21 protein-coding genes are annotated in these 20,250 nt (G+C 62.1%); 13 read left to right on the forward strand and 8 right to left on the reverse strand.

Annotation, left to right across the window (positions count from 1 at the left end):
* Positions 1 to 91: 91 nt before the first annotated feature.
* Positions 92 to 415, reverse strand: coding sequence for a DUF1476 domain-containing protein (locus BXY39_RS12995; RefSeq protein ID WP_121939329.1), 324 nt, complete (start codon positions 413 to 415; stop codon positions 92 to 94).
* A gap of 468 nt (positions 416 to 883) precedes the next feature.
* On the opposite strand from BXY39_RS12995, the gene purC reads away from it, so the two are divergent.
* The 10 genes from purC to BXY39_RS13045 all read left to right on the forward strand — a co-directional run bounded on the left by purC (position 884) and on the right by BXY39_RS13045 (position 9,533).
* Complete coding sequence (purC, locus tag BXY39_RS13000; RefSeq protein WP_121939330.1) at positions 884 to 1,645, forward strand: phosphoribosylaminoimidazolesuccinocarboxamide synthase; 762 nt, start codon at positions 884 to 886, stop codon at positions 1,643 to 1,645.
* A 54-nt stretch (positions 1,646 to 1,699) separates the two neighbouring features.
* Entirely contained in the window at positions 1,700 to 1,939 is a 240-nt protein-coding gene (purS, locus tag BXY39_RS13005) for a phosphoribosylformylglycinamidine synthase subunit PurS (RefSeq protein ID WP_121939331.1), read from the forward strand.
* Between the two features lie 6 nt (positions 1,940 to 1,945).
* A complete protein-coding gene (purQ, locus tag BXY39_RS13010; RefSeq protein WP_121939332.1) occupies positions 1,946 to 2,599 on the forward strand; it encodes a phosphoribosylformylglycinamidine synthase subunit PurQ in 654 nt (217 codons plus the stop codon).
* 12 nt (positions 2,600 to 2,611) lie between these two features.
* Positions 2,612 to 4,858, forward strand: coding sequence for a phosphoribosylformylglycinamidine synthase subunit PurL (purL, locus tag BXY39_RS13015; RefSeq protein ID WP_121939333.1), 2,247 nt, complete (start codon positions 2,612 to 2,614; stop codon positions 4,856 to 4,858).
* Positions 4,859 to 4,892: 34 nt separating this feature from the next.
* Positions 4,893 to 5,399 carry a glycosyltransferase family protein gene (locus BXY39_RS13020; protein ID WP_121939334.1) on the forward strand — a complete coding sequence of 169 codons (507 nt, stop codon included), beginning with the start codon at positions 4,893 to 4,895 and terminating at the stop codon, positions 5,397 to 5,399.
* Positions 5,396 to 5,854, forward strand: coding sequence for a glycosyltransferase (locus tag BXY39_RS13025; RefSeq protein ID WP_170163833.1), 459 nt, complete (start codon positions 5,396 to 5,398; stop codon positions 5,852 to 5,854). Before BXY39_RS13020 ends, BXY39_RS13025 begins: the two co-directional genes overlap by 4 nt.
* A gap of 77 nt (positions 5,855 to 5,931) precedes the next feature.
* A complete protein-coding gene (locus tag BXY39_RS13030; RefSeq protein WP_121939336.1) occupies positions 5,932 to 6,165 on the forward strand; it encodes a BolA family protein in 234 nt (77 codons plus the stop codon).
* A gap of 145 nt (positions 6,166 to 6,310) precedes the next feature.
* Positions 6,311 to 6,658, forward strand: a complete 348-nt coding sequence (gene grxD, locus BXY39_RS13035) for a Grx4 family monothiol glutaredoxin (protein WP_121939337.1) — start codon at positions 6,311 to 6,313, stop codon at positions 6,656 to 6,658.
* 63 nt (positions 6,659 to 6,721) lie between these two features.
* Positions 6,722 to 7,777 carry an aldo/keto reductase gene (locus BXY39_RS13040; protein ID WP_121939338.1) on the forward strand — a complete coding sequence of 352 codons (1,056 nt, stop codon included), beginning with the start codon at positions 6,722 to 6,724 and terminating at the stop codon, positions 7,775 to 7,777.
* A gap of 205 nt (positions 7,778 to 7,982) precedes the next feature.
* Positions 7,983 to 9,533 carry a patatin-like phospholipase family protein gene (locus BXY39_RS13045; RefSeq protein WP_121939339.1) on the forward strand — a complete coding sequence of 517 codons (1,551 nt, stop codon included), beginning with the start codon at positions 7,983 to 7,985 and terminating at the stop codon, positions 9,531 to 9,533.
* 105 nt (positions 9,534 to 9,638) lie between these two features.
* Here the strand turns inward: BXY39_RS13045 and BXY39_RS13050 are convergent, their stop codons facing one another.
* Positions 9,639 to 10,517 (reverse strand): glycosyl hydrolase family 18 protein, encoded by an 879-nt coding sequence (locus BXY39_RS13050; RefSeq protein ID WP_121939340.1) that lies wholly within the window; start codon positions 10,515 to 10,517, stop codon positions 9,639 to 9,641.
* Between the two features lie 730 nt (positions 10,518 to 11,247).
* On the opposite strand from BXY39_RS13050, the gene BXY39_RS13055 reads away from it, so the two are divergent.
* The 3 genes from BXY39_RS13055 to BXY39_RS13065 all read left to right on the forward strand — a co-directional run bounded on the left by BXY39_RS13055 (position 11,248) and on the right by BXY39_RS13065 (position 13,986).
* Positions 11,248 to 11,979: a dienelactone hydrolase family protein gene (locus BXY39_RS13055; protein WP_211332243.1), complete on the forward strand. Its 732-nt coding sequence runs from the start codon at positions 11,248 to 11,250 to the stop codon at positions 11,977 to 11,979.
* Entirely contained in the window at positions 11,976 to 12,680 is a 705-nt protein-coding gene (locus BXY39_RS13060; RefSeq protein ID WP_121939341.1) for a phosphoribosyltransferase, read from the forward strand. The genes BXY39_RS13055 and BXY39_RS13060 overlap by 4 nt, the downstream gene beginning before the upstream one ends.
* Before the next feature lie 109 nt (positions 12,681 to 12,789).
* Positions 12,790 to 13,986, forward strand: coding sequence for a BaiN/RdsA family NAD(P)/FAD-dependent oxidoreductase (locus tag BXY39_RS13065; protein WP_121939342.1), 1,197 nt, complete (start codon positions 12,790 to 12,792; stop codon positions 13,984 to 13,986).
* Positions 13,987 to 14,193: 207 nt separating this feature from the next.
* On the opposite strand, the gene BXY39_RS13070 is transcribed toward BXY39_RS13065, so the two are convergent.
* From BXY39_RS13070 to BXY39_RS13105, 6 genes are all read right to left on the reverse strand, one after another.
* Positions 14,194 to 14,781 (reverse strand): YceI family protein, encoded by a 588-nt coding sequence (locus tag BXY39_RS13070; RefSeq protein ID WP_121939343.1) that lies wholly within the window; start codon positions 14,779 to 14,781, stop codon positions 14,194 to 14,196.
* A 37-nt stretch (positions 14,782 to 14,818) separates the two neighbouring features.
* Positions 14,819 to 15,448, reverse strand: coding sequence for a cytochrome b (locus tag BXY39_RS13075; protein ID WP_121939344.1), 630 nt, complete (start codon positions 15,446 to 15,448; stop codon positions 14,819 to 14,821).
* A gap of 67 nt (positions 15,449 to 15,515) precedes the next feature.
* Entirely contained in the window at positions 15,516 to 16,148 is a 633-nt protein-coding gene (locus BXY39_RS13080) for a YceI family protein (RefSeq protein ID WP_121939345.1), read from the reverse strand.
* Positions 16,149 to 16,371: 223 nt separating this feature from the next.
* Positions 16,372 to 18,027 (reverse strand): response regulator, encoded by a 1,656-nt coding sequence (locus BXY39_RS13085; protein ID WP_121939346.1) that lies wholly within the window; start codon positions 18,025 to 18,027, stop codon positions 16,372 to 16,374.
* Positions 18,024 to 19,586, reverse strand: a complete 1,563-nt coding sequence (locus tag BXY39_RS19190) for a sensor histidine kinase (RefSeq protein WP_147453578.1) — start codon at positions 19,584 to 19,586, stop codon at positions 18,024 to 18,026. Before BXY39_RS19190 ends, BXY39_RS13085 begins: the two co-directional genes overlap by 4 nt.
* A gap of 159 nt (positions 19,587 to 19,745) precedes the next feature.
* Positions 19,746 to 20,189 (reverse strand): baeRF12 domain-containing protein, encoded by a 444-nt coding sequence (locus tag BXY39_RS13105; protein WP_170163834.1) that lies wholly within the window; start codon positions 20,187 to 20,189, stop codon positions 19,746 to 19,748.
* Between the last annotated feature and the right edge of the window lie 61 nt (positions 20,190 to 20,250).

Below are 20,250 nucleotides of genomic sequence, written 5' to 3' on the forward strand. Positions count from 1 at the left end.
GCTCAAATCAAAACGCGCCATCATCCAACTCCTTCAAGGAGCTTGAAGCACAACCCACTCTATTTGGGAACCCTGTTTATGGGTACACTGCCTAGTCCCCTGTCAGCATCTGGGCCTTGGCCTCGGACATGCATTCCTCGAGATGTTTTTCCAGCCTGTGATCGGACATGTCGACGCCGTGTTTCTCAAAATCGGCGCGCACCTTGCGGATCACATACTGATCGCCGGCGTCCTCCAGGTCCGCGGCAAGGACCGAGTCGACATAGGCCGATATCTCGGCCTTGGGCATGTCCAGCGTTTGCGCGACCCATTCGCCGAACAGGCGGTTCCGTCGGGCGCGGACCTTGAACATAATTTCCTCGTCATGGGCGAATTTGTCTTCGAAGGCCTTTTCCCGGCTGTCAAAGGTGGTCATCAGGGCTCCCCCTCGGGCTGAATGAAAATGGAACTGGCTGTGCCGGCGGACAGAGACAGTCGGTCGCCAAACATACGGCACCCGATACCCAATATCCGGCCCACACGCAACCATCCGACAGACGCCGAATAATCAGACAGACACCAAATATCAAGAGGCCGGCGACAGCGGCCTATCCCTTCCCGCTATATTACGGCAGGGCCCCGATGCCACAAGGCTCTTGTGGGCGGGTCTTGCAGATTGGGCATACACGGCGCCCGCGCGCCGGGCGACGGACCGGATCACGGGACAGGCGGCCAATAGTTCAGGGCGTGAAAAAATGCGGGCCGATAGTCCAGTGTCAGCCACCGGCCTGTCTGAAACGCGCGCTAAAGCGTTGCCGCAGGCGTCCGCATATCTTATAGAAAGCGCGCATCCGGTATATGCGAGACGCGCTCGATCACCGGCAGCCAGGAGACACATCCGCGCATGAACCGCCGCAACATGGTATATGAGGGCAAGGCCAAAATCCTCTATGAGGGGCCGGAGCCCGGAACCCTGATCCAGTATTTCAAGGACGACGCCACCGCGTTCAACAAGAAGAAGACAGGCACCCTGTCGGGCAAGGGGGTGATCAACAATCACATCTCCGAGCATATCTTCAAGGCGCTGACCGACATCGGCATCCCCAACCATTTCATCGAGCGCATGTCCATGCGCGAGCAGTTGATCAAGGCGGTGGAAATCATCCCGGTCGAGGTGATCGTGCGCAATATCGCCGCCGGCACCCTGTCGAAACGGCTGGGCATCGAGGAAGGCACGCCCCTGCCCCGCCCGCTGGTGGAATATTGTTTCAAATCCGACGAACTGGACGATCCCCTGATCGCGGAGGACCATATTCTGACATTCGGCTGGGCCAATGACTGGGAACTTGAAGACATGACCCACCTGGCGCTCAGGGTGAATGATTTCCTGTCGGGCATGTTTGCCGGCATCGGCATCAAGCTGGTGGATTTCAAACTGGAATTCGGCCGCCTGTATGAAGGCGAAGAGGTCATCACCCTGCTGGCCGACGAGATCAGCCCCGACGGCTGTCGCCTGTGGGACATGGAAACCGGTGAAAAAATGGACAAGGACCGGTTCCGCCGCGATCTCGGCGGTGAAATGGAGGCCTATGCCGAAGTGGCGCGCCGGCTCGGCATCCTGCCGTCGGCGGATGTGAAGGATCTGTCCAGCCATCGCAAGGGATGAGCCGGAACGAAAATCCGAATTCGAAACGCTGAATTCATGAAGGGGAAATTGTCCATGAAGGCCCGTATTTACGTGACCCTGAAAGAAGGTGTGCTGGACCCGCAGGGCGCCGCCATTCGCGGCGCGCTTGCCAATCTCGGCTTTGAAGGCGTCGAGGGCGCCCGTCAGGGAAAGTTCATCGAACTGGTCCTGATGGAAGACGACCGCGACAAGGCCGAAGCCAGCGTGAAGGCGATGTGCGAAAAGCTGCTCGCCAACACGGTGATCGAGAATTACAGCTTCGAGCTGGAGTAACGCCCCATGGACAGCGCCGTTCTTGTTTTTCCGGGGTCGAACTGCGACCGCGATATGGCCGTCGCGCTGGAAAGCGTGACAGGCCGCACACCGATCATGGTCTGGCACAAGGAAACAGACCTGCCGAAGGTGGACGTGATCGCCATTCCGGGCGGGTTTTCCTATGGTGATTATCTGCGCTGCGGCGCCATGGCGGCGCAGTCGCCCATCATGCCGGCGCTTGCAGGCGCCGCCAGGGCCGGGATGCCGATCCTGGGCGTGTGCAACGGCTTTCAGATCCTGACGGAAAGCGGCCTGCTGCCCGGCGCCCTGATGCGCAACGGCAAACTGAAATTCGTCTGCCGTGACGTCAAGCTGACAGTCACGGCGGGCGACAGCCGTTTTACCGCCGGCTACGGCCGGGGGAGCGCCATCCATCTCCCCGTGGCACACCATGACGGCAATTTCGTCGCCGACGGCGATACGCTTGACAGGCTGGAAGGCGATGACCGCGTGGCCTTCACCTACAGCGACGACATCAACGGGTCCGCCCGCCGGATTGCCGGCATACTGAGCGAGAACCGCCGCATCCTCGGCATGATGCCGCATCCGGAACGCGCCGTCGATCCGCTGCACGGCGGCACCCATGGCCGCGCCCTGTTTGAAAGTCTTCTCGGGTAAGGACCGAATGTTATGAACGAACACACCGTCACAGCCGAGATCGTGGCCGAACACGGCCTGACACGAGAGGAATACACCCGCATCGAGGCCGCCATGGGCCGAGCGCCGAACCTTCTGGAGCTGGGCATCTATTCCGTCATGTGGTCGGAGCACTGCTCATACAAATCATCGCGCCGTCACCTGAAAAAGCTGCCGACCGAAGCGCCCTGGGTCATTCAGGGGCCGGGCGAGAATGCCGGTGTTATCGACATCGGCGACGGCCAGGCCGCCATCTTCAAGATGGAGAGCCATAACCATCCCAGTTTCATCGAACCCTATCAGGGGGCGGCAACCGGCGTGGGCGGTATTCTGCGGGACGTGTTCACCATGGGCGCGCGGCCCGTGGCCAATATGAACGCCCTGCGTTTCGGGGCGCCCGACCACCCGAAAACCCGCCATCTGGTCGAAGGGGTTGTCGCGGGCATCGGCGGTTACGGCAACTGTGTCGGTGTACCGACGGTGGGCGGCGAGACCAATTTCGATCCGGCCTATAACGGCAACATCCTTGTCAATGCGATGACGGTCGGCGTGGCGGATACGGACAGGATTTTCTATTCGGCTGCTGCCGGGATCGGCAATCCGGTGGTTTATGTGGGGGCCAAAACGGGCCGTGACGGTATCCACGGTGCGACCATGGCCTCGGCCGAGTTTTCCGAAGACACGGAAGAAAAACGCCCGACCGTTCAGGTGGGCGACCCGTTCACGGAAAAACTGCTGATCGAGGCCTGTCTGGAACTGATGTCCACCGACGCCATTGTCGCCATTCAGGACATGGGGGCTGCGGGCCTGACCTCATCATCCGTTGAAATGGCGTCAAAAGGCGCCGTCGGCCTGCGGCTGGACCTGGAGCGCGTACCGCAGCGCGAAAGCGGCATGGTGCCCTATGAAATGATGCTGTCGGAAAGCCAGGAGCGGATGCTGATGGTTCTCAAACCCGGCCGCGAGGCCGAGGCCGAGGCGATTTTCCGCAAGTGGGACCTGGATTTCGCGGTCATCGGCGAGATTGTCGAAGGCCGCAACCTGACCCTGACCTTTCACGGCGAGACGGTCGGCGACATTCCGGTGCCGAGCCTTGTGGACGACGCCCCCGATTATGACCGTCCGCACACGCCGACGCCCGCACGCGACCGGGCCGAGGTCCCCGCCCCCGGTGATCCGGTTGGCGATTTGGTCGACGATTTGGCCGGAGCGATCAAACGGCTCATCGGAGGCCCGTCGCTGGCCAGTCGCCGGTGGATCTGGGAACAGTATGACAGTCAGGTCATGGCCGACACGGTGGCCGGCCCCGGCGGTGACGCGGCACTGGTCCGGGTGCACGGCACGGACAAGGCGCTGGCCATATCCACCGATGTGACACCGCGCTATTGTTACGCTGACCCGTTCGAGGGCGGCAAACAGGCGGTGGCGGAAACGTGGCGGAACCTGACCGCCACGGGGGCGACGCCGCTGGCCATCACCAATTGCCTGAATTTCGGCAATCCGGAACGGCCCGACATCATGGGGCAGTTCGTCGGCTGTATCGACGGCATGGCGGCGGCGTGCGCCGCGCTCGACTATCCGGTCGTCTCGGGCAATGTCAGCCTGTATAACGAGACAAACGGTGTCGGCATTCTACCCACCCCGGCCATCGGCGGCGTGGGACTGGTCAGGGATGTCTCGGCACGGGCCGCCGCGGCCTTTGCCGGCGCGGGGCAGACCATTCTGCTGATCGGGAAGACAGCCGACGAGCTGGGGTGCAGCCTGTACCAGCGGGACATTCTGGGTGTGCCGGTGCAAGGAAACACGGGCGCCCCGCCGCGCGTCGACCTGACGGTTGAAAAAAGCAACGGCGATTTCGTGCGCGGCCTGATCGGGGACGGCACGGTGACCTGCTGCCACGACCTGTCGGACGGCGGCCTGATCGCCGGTGTGGTCGCCATGGCGCTGGCCGGCGGGGTCGGCGCGCACCTGAGGCTGCCGGACACGCTGCCCCTGCATGTCACCCTGTTTTCCGAAACCCAGGCGCGGTATCTTGTCGCGGTGGAGGACACGGCGGCGGATGACGTCCTGGCACGCGCCGGACAGGCCGGCATACCGGCCATCCGGATCGGCCGGACGGACGGGGACAGTGTCCGGATCGAAGGCGATGGAGACAACGCCCTGGCCCTTCCGATTGACCTACCCTTGGTCGAGCTGCGACAGCTGAGCGAAGCCTGGCTGCCCGACCTTATGGGGGACTGATCCGCACCCGTGATCCTGACGGCCGGGAGATGCCATGCCGCCGACCACTGACAGACCCAGGCTTCTGATGTGCATTCACGGGGGTGGATTCGTCACCGAATCCGCGATGATCGCCCGCGGTATCGGCGATGCGGTCGATCTGATTTATGCCATTGTGCGGGATGAAGTCAGTCTGGAGGGCCTGCCGGTACCGGACGGGCCGGTGGTGTATCTGAGCGCCATACGCACATGGGGCAGCCGGTCCCCCCTGCGGCTGATCCGGGGCATCGCGGCGAATGTCCGGGCCATACGTGCCGCTATCCGCGTCCATCGGTGCGATACGGTGCTGGCGGTGGGGTCCAATCTGGCCCTGCCGTGCTTTCTGGCGGCCCGGCTAAGCGGCCGCAAAACCGTTTTTATCGAAAGTCTGACCCGTGTCGACGGCCTGTCGCGCACGGCCCGGCTTTGTCTGGCCCTGCGTCTGATCGACCGCTTTTACGTTCCCTGGCCGGAGCTGGTACAATATTCAAAGCGGGCGGTTTACAAGGGGACAGTGGTGTGATCTTCCTGACCGTTGGCACCGGTCTGCCCTTCGACGCCCTGGTTGCCGAGGCCGACCGGCTGGCCGGGCTGGGTGTCTTTTCAAGTCCCCTGACATGCCAGATCGGCAATGGCACTTATGAGCCTCAACACGGCGACTTCTTCCGCTACAGCAAGAATATCCGCAGCCTGATCCGGGATGCCGACCTGGTGATCCTGCACGGCGGGATGACGGTGTATGAATGCCTTATGTTCGGCACGCCCTTCATCACGTTTCCCAACCGGACGGTCGCGGACGATCACCAGTATCATTTTCTGGAAAAACTGTCGTCGGTTCTGCCGGTGAACTGGTCACCCGATCCCGGCGACCTGGAGGCATGTTACAAACGACGGGATCGCTACCGTCCGGACACAGACGGGCTGCAATGCCTGTACGGCGATCTCAAGGCCTATCTTCTGGATCAAAAAACAGCCTGACCGGGCCGGCCCCGATTGCCAAAAAGCACACGGGGGATTATCTGATGGGGACCGCCAGTCAAGAGGGAGCGGCAATCATGGCCATGCACGCGGAAGACATTGAACAGCTGATCAAGGAAAGCCTGCCGGGCGCGGAGGTGCGGATCGAGGATCTGCGCGGCGACGGCGACCATTATGCGGCCCATGTGGTGTATGAAGGATTTCGCGGCAAATCCCGCGTCCAACAGCACCAGATGGTCTATAAAAGCCTGAAGGGACGGATGGGCGGCGAACTGCACGCCCTGGCTCTTCAGACCAGTGCCCCGGAATAGGCCGCCGCATGTCGGCCGCCCCCATCTGCAAAGCCGCCTTTTTCCCGTGATGAAGGCAGGTTTGCCTTGGCAAAAAGCGGACCGCACCCTATGTCATGGGGGAAACATGACTGTTTTGGTAACTTTTTAGACAGGAACTCATCGCATGACCGAAATCTCGACCCAGGATCATGATACCCAGGCGCGCATCCGGGATTATGTGCAGAAGGACGATGTCGTCCTGTTCATGAAAGGCACGCCCGTCTTTCCGCAATGCGGCTTTTCCAGCGTTGTATCGCAGGTTCTGAGCCATCTGAATGTGGCTTATGAAAGCTACAACGTTCTGGAGGATGCCGAGCTGCGTCAGGGGATCAAGGAATTTTCCGACTGGCCGACCATCCCGCAACTGTATGTGAAGGGCGAATTTGTCGGCGGCTGCGATATCGTGCGCGAAATGTTCGAATCCGGTGAATTGCAGCAGCTGATGACGGACAAGGGCGTGGCAGCGGCCTGACGCCGCCGCCGCTATTCCGCGCCTGCGGTTTCTCACACCCGTTTCCGGAAGGGTCTTTTCTTTATGGAACAGCGTCCGCTTGGCCGCACCGGCCTGTCGGTCAGTCTGATCTGTCTCGGCACCATGACCTGGGGCCGTCAGAATACGGAAGCCGACGGCTTCACCCAGATGGACATGGCACTGGACCGGGGCGTCAATTTCTTCGACACGGCGGAAATGTATTCCATTCCGGCGATTCAGGAGACATACGGCGCCACCGAGACCATCATCGGCAACTGGTTCGAGAAAACCGGCAAACGGGACAAGGTGGTGCTGGCGACCAAGGTCGTCGGACGGTCGAAGACATTTCCCTATATCCGTCCGCATCTGCACGACGGCCAGACCCGCCTGGACCGGGCCAGCATCACGGAAGCACTGGACAACAGTCTGCGGCGCCTGAAAACGGATTATATCGATCTGTATCAGGTGCACTGGCCGGAACGTCCGACGAATTTTTTCGGCCAGTTGCGCTACCGCGACCGCGACGACAAGGGGGCCATTCCGCTGGAGGAAACGCTGGGCGTTCTCGGTGATCTGGTTGACGCGGGCAAAATCCGCGCCGTCGGCCTGTCGAACGAGACCGCCTGGGGCGTCATGCATGCGCTCAGCCTGTCGCAGACGAAGGGCGTGCCTCGGATCGCCAGCGTGCAGAACCCGTACAATCTTTTGAACCGGTCTTACGAAGTTGGACTGGCGGAGGCCTCCATCCGCGAGGAGTGCGGCCTGCTGGCCTATTCGCCGACCGGCTTCGGCACATTGTCGGGAAAATTTCTGGACGGCGCCAAGCCGGACGGGGCGCGCCTGACCCTGTTCGGCCAACAATTCCCCCGTTATCTGGGAGACCGGGGGGTGGAGGCCACGCGGCGGTATGTGGCACTGGCACGCGATCACGGCATGGACCCGGTGACCATGGCGCTGGCCTTCATCAACAGGCAGCCCTTTGTCACGTCGACCATCATCGGCGCCCGCACGACCGACCAGCTGGAGGTCGCGCTGAACAGTGCCGGTATCGTCCTGCCGGATGATCTGGTGAAAGCCATCGACCGCATCGACGACGAGATCACCTTTCCCTCGCCCTGATCTCCCGTCCCGGCCACCCTCCCGGCCCATAACCGGACAGAACCCTGTCCCGTCACGGAGACGGACCGTCAAGGCCGTACGTCATGACAGGCCGCATGCGGTCCCGGCATTTGCCGCCAGCCGTTGTTTTTTTTCACAGACGGGGTAGAGTGGCGTCGGATTTTCCGGGTCCGTCCTTCCAACATGCGCTTTGCAGGGGCTTGCCATGCGCTGTCACACCCCGTTTTCCGCCACGCCGGCCACGACCATGACCGATGCGCCGCGCGTCCTTCTCCCGATGGTTTTGACAGTGCTTTTGGCCGTTCTTTCGGCCGCCTGCGCATCGACGCCGCAACTGCCGGCGAACGTGTCGGGATGCGGGACCTTTTTCTACGGGTATGAGGGACAGACGGGCTATACCGACATCCGGCACGGTGACGGCAGCCTGCGGCGCCAGCCGAAACCGCCGATTTTCGTCGGCCGCAGCCCGTTCGCGCAAACGCAGCAACCGGTTATGTACGACCTTCTGGGGGCAGTGAATGCGGTTGCCGCCCTGGACAGGCCGCCCATCACCATTGACGGTACCCCCACCAAAACCGTGAACATCCTTGTTCTGTCGGGCGGGGGGCAGTGGGGGGCGTATGGTGCCGGGTTCCTGACCGGCTGGTCGCTGGCCCGCGATACGCGCGACCGGCCCGGTGCGACCGCCGGCGCCCCGTTTGGCCGCAGCGAGATTGACGTGATCACCGGGATCAGCACGGGCGCGATGCAGGCGGCCCTTGTGCTGCCGGGCTCGGTCGACGGGGATGTGGACGGCATACCGGCGGAGACCATACGCCGGAAGGCGGACTGTCGGCTGACGCGGGAATATACCGCCGACACGGTGCAGCATCTGGTGAAGGAACGGTCCTTCTTCGCGTTTCTGGGCAATCCGGTCTCACTGTACCGGATGGACGGACTGGAAAAGCGGACCTATGAGGGCATTGCTGAATTTCTGGACGTCTATCGCGGATTGCCGTCCCGCAAGCGCGCCTATGTGGGGGCCGTCAATCTGGATGACAATCTTTTTTATGCCATTGACATGAAAGCGATTGCCGAACGCGTCCCGGAGGACGACGCGGCCGGCGCCTGTCTGGCGGAAACGGTGCTGGCCTCGGCCGCCATTCCGCTGGCCTTTCCCCCCCGCCAGATCGAGGGGGAATTATTTGTCGACGGCACGACCCGCAGCGGCCTGTTCTGGCCGACCATCATGGGCTATGACGCACTGGCGCAGGCGCTGGAAACAGGCGGGCTGAAACTGCATGTGTCGGTCATCATCAACGGCAACCAGTCATCACGCGATTTCAAATCCGTCCAGCGCGATCCGAACCCGGACCTGTTTTCCATTGCCGAATCCTCGTCCAGAATTGCCATCGACCAGATGTTTCAGGACGGCGTGTACTGGCTGGAAAACAGTCTGAAAAGCACGATCGGCGAAGGGGATTATCTGTCACGCTACACCTATCTGAGCAATCACGACATTCAGACCAGCGACGACCCCGACTGCGTGGCCGCACGCACCAACGGGAAAACCGAGCAATTCGATCCGTATTTCATGCGTTGCGCGTATAAAATCGGCTTTGCCCGGGGGCGCAACCAGCGGACGGCGTGGCTGCAATTCGATCTGATGCCGGGTGTCACACCGGCGCCGAAGGAAGACATGGCGCTGTTTGGCGGCCGGCAGGAAGCGGACGGCGCCCTGACCTGCCCGTACGATCTGCTGCCGGTACAGCCATAAGACACCCAAGCCGCAGCCACGCCGCCGTATCCACGCAGGGTGGCGCACCGCATAGCTTCACTCCGCCCAGTCGGGCACGGTTTCACTTTCCGGACTTGTCCGGTTTTACTCGGCGGCCCTTGTGGCGGACTGAAGATGCAGGGCCGCGCCGATCGTATCCACCCAGGTATCCTGCGGGTCGCTGAGAAACTGCCAGCCCATCATGCCCGCGAATGTGGGAAAGGCCTTGGAGACCGGCGCGATGATTTGCGGGGGGATCTGGTCCAGGGGCACATAGCCGCTGCCGGCATCGCCCGCCGTGACCGGCAGGCCGATGACCATGCGGCTCGGGTCTATCGGGGTCTGACCGTTCGCGCCATCGGCCCAGTCGGTATAGCAGGACAGAATGTCGCTCGGCCCTTCAAAGCCGGGATTGTTGTAAAACTGGATATTGAGATAGTCGATGGCATCGCCGGTGTTGGCCAGCACCTGCTGGTAGGCGAAATTCCAGCCTTGGACGAAATAGGGCCCCTGCGGCGCGTGAGTGATATATTTCTTCTGCCCCGGAAAGGTGCTTTGAAACGCCGCGGCGAGGGCGTTGGTCAGGTCCGAGATGAAGGCGACACCGTCATAGGGGTCACCATATGCGAGGGCGCCGGTATCCTCATAATCCAGATCGATCCCGTCAAAGCCGCCCTCGGCGACAAAGCGGGTCAGTGCGTCGGCCACGGCCGTTTCGTGACCGACAAGGGGCTGATAATTCGGCGAGCCCATGGTGCCGCCGCCGAATGAGATCAGCACGCGCTTGCCGGCTGCCTGGACGGCCTCGACCTCGGATTTCAGGGCGCTGACATCACCGCCGCTGAATGTGAAGGTCATCGGATCCTCGGAGGTGTTGATAATGAAGGTCACGATAAAGTCGGTGATCGGCGTCGATACGACATCGGAAAGCCGGTCGGCATTCTGCGTATACAGAACCAGCCTTTGCGCGGATGTTCCTGTCATGATCTGTCTCCATAATGGATAAGGGGTGAGTGAAGACGCGAACAAAATACAATCATTGATTTTATAATGACACAAGTTAGACTTTTGCGATAGCTCTATCCCCCCTGTAACACCATGCCCGCATCCGGCGGCATGACCGGCCGCCGGGTCACAGCGGGGCCCCACACCGGCGGCAGCGGCGTTCCATGAAAAGAGCCTCTTTGTCGGGACCGTACCGGCCCCCCATATCCCGGCCGCCAGAATTCGGGGTTTACGGGGTCACGGGATTTACCGGGTTACACTTTCATACGGCGCCCGCGCGCGAGACCTTGATCTATCTATCGATAGGTCAGTTTGTTGAAAAATCCGCATATATACCGGGAAATGACCCGGTGGACCGCTGTCTTCCGGACGGTCCCTGGCCGGTCCCCGACTGATCTTTGGCCGGTCCACGACAAGCCACGGCCCCCGCCCATACAGTCATAAGGCCACAGGCGCACAGTCACAGAAATTGATACTAACGCACTGAAAATAAGAGACTATATAGCTGTCAGGAGAAACCGGACATAAGCGTGGGGGGACCCTTCGCGGGTTCTTTGATCCTGCGCAAACCACCGCAGGCGCCCTGTGATACAATCGGGTTTTTCACAGAGCTTTCGCGTGCGGGATTTTGTCTATCGATTGGTAGGTAGAATTGTATGGGAATGGCCCGTATGTGCCGAATGGAGGGACGACAGAGGGGATTTCAGCCGTGCCGATACAGCCGACGGCCGATACAGGCACACCCGTCAGCCGGGATGTGATCATCCCGCCCTATGACCTGCCGGGACGGCTGTGTGTGCCGGCGAATGCGCTGGGTATGGTCGTCTTCGCCCACGGCAGCGGTAGCAGCCGGCACAGCCCACGCAACATGCAGGTTGCCGAAAGTCTGCAAAAGGCCCGGCTGGCAACCCTGTTGTTCGACCTGCTACACGGCCATGAGGCCCAGGACCGCGCCCGTGTTTTCGACATACCGCTTCTGGCGCGGCGCCTTGCCGCCGCCGGACACTGGACACGGGACGATCCGGAAACAGCCGCCCTTAACCTTGGATATTTCGGGGCCAGCACGGGAGCGGCGGCGGCACTTGTGGCGGCGGCCGAGGGCGCACCGCAGGTGCGGGCCGTGGTGTCACGGGGCGGCAGGCCGGACCTTGCGGGCAGCTATCTGACCCGTGTACAGGCCCCCACCCTGCTGATCGTCGGGGACCGGGATACCGGCGTTATCGAGCTGAATGAACAGGCCCGCGCCCAGCTTGCGGGCCGGCGGGAGATGCGCCTTGTTCCCGGTGCCACCCACCTTTTCGAGGAGCCGGGCTGTCTGGAGGCGGTGGTGGCACTGACGGTAGACTGGTTCACCCGTCATCTGCCGGATGAACCAGTGGACGACCCGGCGGACAAAGCAGAGGATACTCCAGAGGGCGCGGGGGTGGAGATACACCGATGATACGCGACCGGCAGGATGCGGGACAACGGCTGGCCGAGCGGCTTGCACGGTATGGCGGGGACGCCCCGCTTGTGCTGGCGCTGCCGCGTGGCGGCGTGCCGGTGGCCGCCGAAATCGCCCGGGCCCTGGACGCGGCCCTGGATGTGGTGCTGGTGCGGAAAATCGGCGCGCCGGGCCAGCCGGAACTGGCCATCGGCGCCATTACCGACGGCAAGGCCGTTCACATTGCCCTTAATGACAGTCTGATCGAGCAGTGCGGTATTTCCCGCGCCTATCTGGAACGGGAAGAGAAACGGCTGCTGAAAGCGCTGGAAGCACGGCGCAGGCGCTATGCCGGCGGCAGGCAGCGCAAACCGGCGACGGGACGGACGGTCATTCTGGTGGACGACGGAATCGCGACCGGAGCGACGGTGCGCGCGGCCATTCTGGCCATCCGCGAGGAAAACCCGAAACGGATCATCCTGGCGGCCCCAGTGGCACCGCCCGACAGCATACAAGTCCTGAGACCGCTGGTGGACGATCTGGTCTGCCTGGAGACACCGGCGGCCTTCCGCGCGCTGAGCCTGCATTATGCCGACTTCGAGCAGGTCAGCGACGATGAGGTCATCGCCTGCCTGTCCGCGTTCGGCACAGGGCCGGACCGGGCCGGGTACAGAGACGGGCACAGGAACGGCGATGGGGACACGAACGCGGACGTCTGAGAAATCCTGTCCCGGACCGCCGGCCCGTGGTAAAGCCCCTTCCAGGTCAAAACAGGCAGGCCAAGGCACAAAAGCAGCCTAGGGCGCAACAAGCGGGCAGGACAGTTTCGTGCAGCATTTCGATGTGGTCGTCATCGGCGCAGGCGCCGCCGGTCTTATGTGCGCGGGCGAAGCGGGCAAACGCGGACACCGCGTCCTCCTGATCGAGCATAACAAGAAGCCAGGGGCGAAAATCCTGATTTCGGGCGGCGGGCGCTGCAATTTCACCAATCTGGACGTACGCGCCGAGCGTTTTATCAGCCGCAACCCGCATTTCGCCAAATCAGCTCTCAGCCGTTACAGCGCCGGGGACTTCATGACCATGATGGCCGCACACGGCCTGAGCTGGCATGAAAAGACGCTGGGACAGCTGTTCTGCGACCAGAAGGCCGGCGCCGTGGTCGACATGCTGCTGGCCGAGTGCCGCAAGGGCGGCGTACAGGTGGCGCTGGGCGCCAGAACCACCGCCGTCAGCCGCGACGGCGACGGTTTCCGTCTGACGGGCAGCATGGGCGACATCCGGACGGCCAAGCTGGTGCTGGCCACCGGCGGCCTGTCCATCCCGAAAATGGGGGCGAGCGATTTCACCCACCGGATCGCACGGCAGTTCGGCCTGCCCCTGGTCCCGGCGGAGCCGGCCCTGGTGCCGTTCACCTTCGCGCAGGATGACAGGGCCTTCATGGCCGCGCTGTCCGGCGTGTCGCAGCCGGCGACCGTCGCCACCGGCGCGGGCAAGGGGGCCATGCGGTTTGCCGAAAATCTGCTGTTTACCCACCGCGGCCTGTCCGGCCCGGCGATCCTGCAGATTTCCAGCTACTGGACCCCCGACACCGCGATCACCGTCAATCTGCTGGCGGATGTGGACGATGTACCCGCATGGCTGGCGGCGGCCCGGCAGGCGCGCCCCAAGGCGGCGGCGGCCACTATCCTCGGCGAGCGGATGCCCAAACGCCTGGCCGATGCCCTGACCGAACAGGCCCGGATCATGGGCGCGACAATGGCGACCCTGTCCAACAAGGCGCTGGCCCGGCTGACCGACATGCTGACGGCATGGCGCCTTTACCCCGCCGGGACCGAAGGCTACGCCAAGGCGGAAGTGACGAAAGGCGGCGTCGATACCGCCGCGCTGAACCAGAAAACCATGGAAGTAAAAGACCAGCCCGGCCTGTTCATCATCGGCGAGGCGGTGGATGTTACCGGCTGGCTGGGCGGCTACAATTTCCAGTGGGCCTGGGCCAGCGGATGGGCCGCCGGACAGGCTGTCTGACACTTCGCAAGGCGATTGGCCCGCAGGCCTTGGAAGAAACCCGCCTTACTATAACGGTCAACGCCCCGGGGCCGGAGACGGCCGGCCCTCGGGCCTGACACGTATCGATCTGACACTGGTCAGTCCGAGACGCGTTAATTCGGGACTGGTCGATCCGAGATTGGCCGGTCTGTTAATCCTGATCCGAACTATGGCCGGATCATTCCCCTATTCCGCGCGGCGGACCGCTTCGACATGCAGACGGACATCGATGTTGGGCGACACCCAGTCACCGGTGGCGTCCGAGCCCGCGCCGATGGCGAAGTCCAGCCGGTTCAGGCTGACGGCCGCATCCATCACGGCGCGGTCGCCGTCCATCGCCACGGTGAAGGGCAAATCCAGCGTCACGCCGGTGCCACGGATGGTGACGGTGGCGCGGGCGCTGTAGGCGCCGCCCCCGGTGTCCTGAAAATCCCGCACGCTCACCGTGGCCTCGGGATGGGTCGCGGTGTCGAACCAGTCCTGTTTGACAAGCGTGCTGTCATAGAGCGGCGACCCGGTCGCGGCGGACCCGGTCGCGATGGTCACATCGGCCCTGGCGGCCGGCAGGGTGTCCGGTGCGAAAACGATATCCGCGCGCCAGTCGGCAAAGCGGCCCTCGAAAGGCTGGCCGGCATGGGTCCCGGCAAAGGCAATATGGCTGGCGCCATGATCGACCGTCCAGCCGCCGGCATGGACGGCGGAGCCGCCCGCCGCATGGACCACTGCCAGCAGGATCACGGCAAAAGACATCAGTGTTATGCGGATGTTTAGCATTGGGGGTCTCCTTGTCCTTGACGCTTTCCGGGGGTGGTCAGGCACCAGCTTCGGGGTGGGGATCGGGGTCGGGTTTGCGTTTCGGTTTCAGCATGGGGATCATGCGCGACAGAATATCGTCGCCGTCGATAACATGGTGTTTCAGCGCCGCGCCGGCATGGATCAGGACGATGCCTGCCAGGCCGTAGGCCAGCAGCCTGTGCACAGTCTTGAGCGTTTCCTCCACCGGCCCCTTGCGGTCCACCGGCAGATCGGCAAGGCCGGGCAGATGAGGCCATTCAAACAGGCCGAACCAAATGGTCGGCAGATCCCATACGCTGGCGGAGACCATGGCCCATCCGGCCAGCGGTATAGCCGCCATCAGGACATAAAGCGCCCAGTGGGTGACATGGGCGATGCCCCGCATCGCCTTCGCCATGGTGGCCGGCAGGGCGGGCGGGCGGTGCGTCAGGCGCCATGCCAGCCGTACGGCCAGCAACACCAGCAGGCTGAGCCCGAAGGATTTGTGCAGCTGATAGACGCGGAAGGCCAGCGCGCGGTCATCCGCCCGGTCGATCGCCCCGGTCATCCACAGGCCGGAGACAACCATGCCGGCAAGGGCAAAGGCCATCAGCCAGTGCAGGATGATCGCACCATATGTGTATCGGCTGCGGGGTGCTTGCGGCATGGGTGTCTCCATCCATATCGGCCGAACGGGCGGGCCGGGCGTGGGGGCGATGTGCGGCGTGACGCGGTTATCGGGCGATAAACTCGGCCTCGATCAGCACGGTCACATCGTCGCCGATATAGGGCACCAGATGCGTCATGCCGAAGTCGGAGCGTTTCACCACGGCCCGCGCCGAAAAGCCCAGCGCGGCCTTTTTGGCATAAGGGTGTTCGGCCATGGAGCCGTTCAGCGTCACATCCAGAACGACGGGCCGCGTTTGTCCCAAAAGGGTCAGATCACCGTGCAGTTTGCCCGTTGTCTCGCCGGTGAGTTGAAGGCGGGTGGAGGTAAAGGTGATCGCGCCGTATTCGGCGGTGTTGAAAAACTGGGGTCCGCGCAGTTCGGCGTCGAAATCGGTTTGATCGGCGAAGGGATAATCGGTTTCAAGAGACGCGGGGTCTATGGTGACGGACACGCGGCTGTCCGCCGGGGCGGCGGCATTATAGTCGATGCTGGCATCCAGCCGGGTAAAACGGGCGGTATAATTGGACAGGCCCAGATGATTGACCTTCCAGGTGACGCTGGCATGGGTCGGGTCCAGGCCGTAAACGCCGGACGGCACATCGGGCGCGGCCGATACCGGAACGGCGGCCGTGACGGCGGCGAGCAGGGTGCCGGCAACCGCCAGCGATGAGAGGGTTTTGCGATGCGTCGGTTTCATGGAGGCAGTCCTTTTCACTGTGTCGGCTTTACCGGGCCGGGTTCACTGTAGCGGCTTTATGTGTCTGGCCGGTCCGTCCGGCGATTGACCGCCCCCATATTGCCGTACCGCATCCCGGACACCAGACCCTGAAACGCGAAGCCCGTGTTGCCGAACATGCAACACGGGCCCTGTCCGAGCGCTTCGCCGTTCAGACCGGGCACCCTATGAAGGTTGGAAACCGTTAGAGAGAGACGGCGCGCGGTTTTCCGAAAAGCTCTGTCTGCCCATCCGCATAATCGACCATGATCTGCTGAACATAATCCAGATTGCGCGTCAGGACATCGACAATGTCCGGGTCGAAATGGCGGCCTTTTTCGGATTTGACCAATGTGTAGATATCGCCGAGCGCCCAAGCATCCTTGTAGCAGCGCTTGCTGGCCAGGGCGTCATAGACATCGGCAATGGCGACGATGCGCCCGTAAATATGGATATCCTTGCCTGCTTTTCCGTTCGGATAGCCGGTACCGTCCCATTTTTCGTGGTGTTCGAGGGCGATAATGGCGCCCGCCTTCAGGATCGGCTTGTCCGACGATACCAGCATGCGGTGACCCAATTCCGAATGGGTTTTCATCACCTCCCACTCCGCCGCATCCAGCTTGCCGGGCTTGTTGAGGATCGCGTCCGGGATGGCGATCTTGCCCACATCATGCAGGGGCGAGGCATACATGAGGATTTCGGCCTCGTCCTCGCTGAGACCGTATTCAAGGGCCAGCAGCTTGCACATGGCGGCCACCCGTTTCAGGTGATTGCCGGTTTCCATCGAGCGAGTCTCGACCGCCTCGGCAAGGCGGTAGACGACCTCGCGCTGGGTTTCTTCAATCTGCCGGTGCAGATCGACATTTTCAAACGCCACGCCGACATTGCGGGCATAGAGTTCGATCATGTCCCGGTCGATGGTTTCCATATCCACGTCGCCGCCGACATAGAGAAAATTCTCATGACCGCTGGGGCCCTTGTGGTAGCTGAGAATCTGCCGGTCCATGATGATATTCCTGTCGGCCGCCCTTTCCAGCAGTCCGCCGATCTCGGCCGGTAGTTCGTCCATGGTGTCTGGCATGGTATTTGGCATGGTGTCTGACATGGTGGTGTCGGGCATCCCCCCCTGGGACACCTGCCTTTCCGCGCGCGCGTACTTGCCGGTACCGGCCAGGATTTCAACCCGGCTGTCCTTACGCAGGGCGGCCATGGCATCGATGCGGCGGCCATAGAAGGCGTCCCCCTTCTTGACGCGCAGCAGGGACAGCAGCTGTTCCAGCGCCCCTTCGGCGAATTTCTGCATCGATGTCTGGGTAAAGATGTTGGCCGATGCGTCGATGATCTTCTTCAGGCCCCGACGGCTGTCTTCCAGCGCCACCATGTCGCGGTAGGACCTGAGGGATGCGCTCATCAATGTGAACAGTTTCTGCGCCGTCAGCTCGGTTTTTTCCTTATAGTCATTGATGTCGAAATCGATGATAACGCGTCTTTCGGGGGCCTGCCCCGGCTGACCGGTGCGCAAGACGATCCGTGTCAGCCTGTTGCCCAGCGTTTCCCGGATATAGCCGACCACGTCGAGGCCGGCATGCTCGGTCTCCATGACCACATCCAGCAGCACCAGCGCGATATCGTCATGCGCGGCCAGGATATCCCGAGCCTCGGCCCCGGAGTGGGCATCGAGAAACTGCAATCCCTTGCCGGCGAAGCGGTATCCGTTCAACGCCAGTTTGGTGACGCTGTGGACTTCCGTTTCATCGTCGACAATCAGGATTTTCCACGCGCCCTTTACCGGCCCGGCATCCCCTTGCGGGCTTTCCCCGACAGGACTGCGTTTCAGTTTCAGAGGCGAAGACCTGGTCATGATACGGTTCTCTCGGATGTGCTTTTCCTGTCCAGTTGGGAAATCGTCTCGCACGGGAAGCGGATGATGAATTCCGTACCCGCGCCCGGCGTGCTGTCGCATGTGACCGTGCCGTCCAGATTTCCGGTCACCAGATTGTGGAGAATGTGCAGGCCGAGCCCGGTTCCGCCCTGCCCCCGTTTCGTCGTGACGAAGGGGTCGAAAATTTTGTCCTTGATGTCCTTGGGGATGCCGGCGCCGTCATCGGCGAAGCGCAGGGTCAGACGGCCCTGCGCCTGGGTTTCGAAACGGATGCGGATCTGCCCCCCGGTGCCGGGCGGATAGGCGTGCAGCAGGGCATTGGTCACCAGATTGGTGATGATCTGACTGAGTGTGCCGGGATAGATTTCGACGATCAGGCCGTGCGGGCAGTCGACCTCGATATGGACCGGTGATTTCTTGGTGATGGGGCGCAGGCTGGTCAGGATGTCGTAGACATATTCCTTGAGAATAACGGGACGTTTTTCGTCCATTGTCTGGTCGACGGAGACCTGTTTGAAACTTTTCACCAGCTCCGACGTGCGCGTCAGATTGTTCTGAATGATCTCCAGCCCTTCCACCGTTTCCTGGAAATAGGCCGTCAGCCCTTCTTCCGTCAGGGTTTCCGCCTCATAGGCACCGCGTGTCTGCAGGGTCTGTTCCCGGACATGGCTGGCGGCTGTCAGACAGACACCGACGGGGGTGTTGATCTCATGCGCGACACCCGCAACCATGGTTGACAGGGATGTCATTTTTTCTGCCTGGATGACCTCATTGCGCCTGCGTTCGCGGATCAGCCGCCGGCGGGTCATGGCCAGATCGCGGTAGTCCCGCGAGATACCGGACGACACCACCAGCCCGAAAAACGGGACGGCAAGTCCCTTGGCGATGACCATGCCCAGCACGATCAGAAAGACACTGGACACCGTCTTGTCGACCAGGGGTTCAAATTCCTCGCTGTTGGCGGAAAATCCGTCGATGGTTTCTTCAAGCACATGCACGATGGCCAGACGGTCGCCATTCACCCCGTCCGCCCTGGCCACTCCGTCCACCCTGTCCACCCCGTTCATCTGGGCATGGTTTTCCAGCATGGTCAGGGTCCGATTGGCCAGATCGATATCCTCGCGGCACAATTCCAGCGCCCTGTGGGTGCCGAGCAGACGCATCACCATACGGTCGACGACATTGACGGCCTCGAGGCATGCCATGGGCTGTTTGCGAATATCAAGGACCACAGACTGTATCCTCTCAAGCGGGACCGTACCGCTTTTGTAGGCGCTGACCTGCTGATTGAGGATATGGACATGTTTCTGGTGCAGATAGTTCAGATTGTGCATGGTGCTGCCGAGCTGGATCTCATAGGCACCGAAGACGCTGAGCATTCCGGATATGAGGACGAGGCTGTTCAGCAGATTAAGCCTGAAGGGCACGGACAGGCTGGAGATTTTCTCCCGCCTTTTACGCCGAAGCCTTGCGCGCGATGCGCCGGCGGCGGGTATGGGCCCCAGACCATTTTCCAGTATCGACGATTTGGCACGCACCGCAGACCCCCTGCGACCCCCATCGCATGCGCAGTGTCTGGCTTTTCACAAACCTAACACCACGGCTGTGGCGCAGACAGGCGGACAGGCTGAATCGCGCCCGCCCCTTTTCATTTTGCAGCGGAGACGGCCGGCAATATACTTTATGGGGTTGTTTTACTACAAAAGGTCGCGCAGCTGCTCGGTCAGGTCATGCTCGTTCAGATGGACCAGATCGGACGGCTGTTCCACCGCCAGGCGGTTTTGAGCCTGTTTGTGCAGGTGGCCGCGTAATTCGCCAAGCGCCTTCGGCGGCGCGATCAGGACAAGCCGGTCGTACCGGTCCGCCAAAGCGCCCTTGTTCAGTCGGTCCGCCAGATCGGCGAGAAAACGGGTCTTGGCGTGGGCGCGCGGGTCCGCCCCCTCAAGGCGGTGACGACCCTGGCCGCCACTGTCGAAGGTCCTGCCGCGTGTGTCGGCCGTTCCGCGCGGCAGGCCGGCTTCCAGATCGGCGACACTGTCGTCCAGCTTGGTCAAACCGTCCTTTTTGCCGTGGCTGACAAAAATCCGCGCCTGTCCGCCATCGGCAACCACCAGCCATGTGACTTTTGTCTGCACCCGCATTGTTCGACCCTCCGTTCCTGTCCAGATTTGTAAAGCGTGTCTGTCGGCCATGTTAACACTT

Source organism: Eilatimonas milleporae (assembly GCF_003688555.1).
In the GTDB taxonomy this organism is placed as follows: domain Bacteria; phylum Pseudomonadota; class Alphaproteobacteria; order Sphingomonadales; family Kordiimonadaceae; genus Eilatimonas; species Eilatimonas milleporae.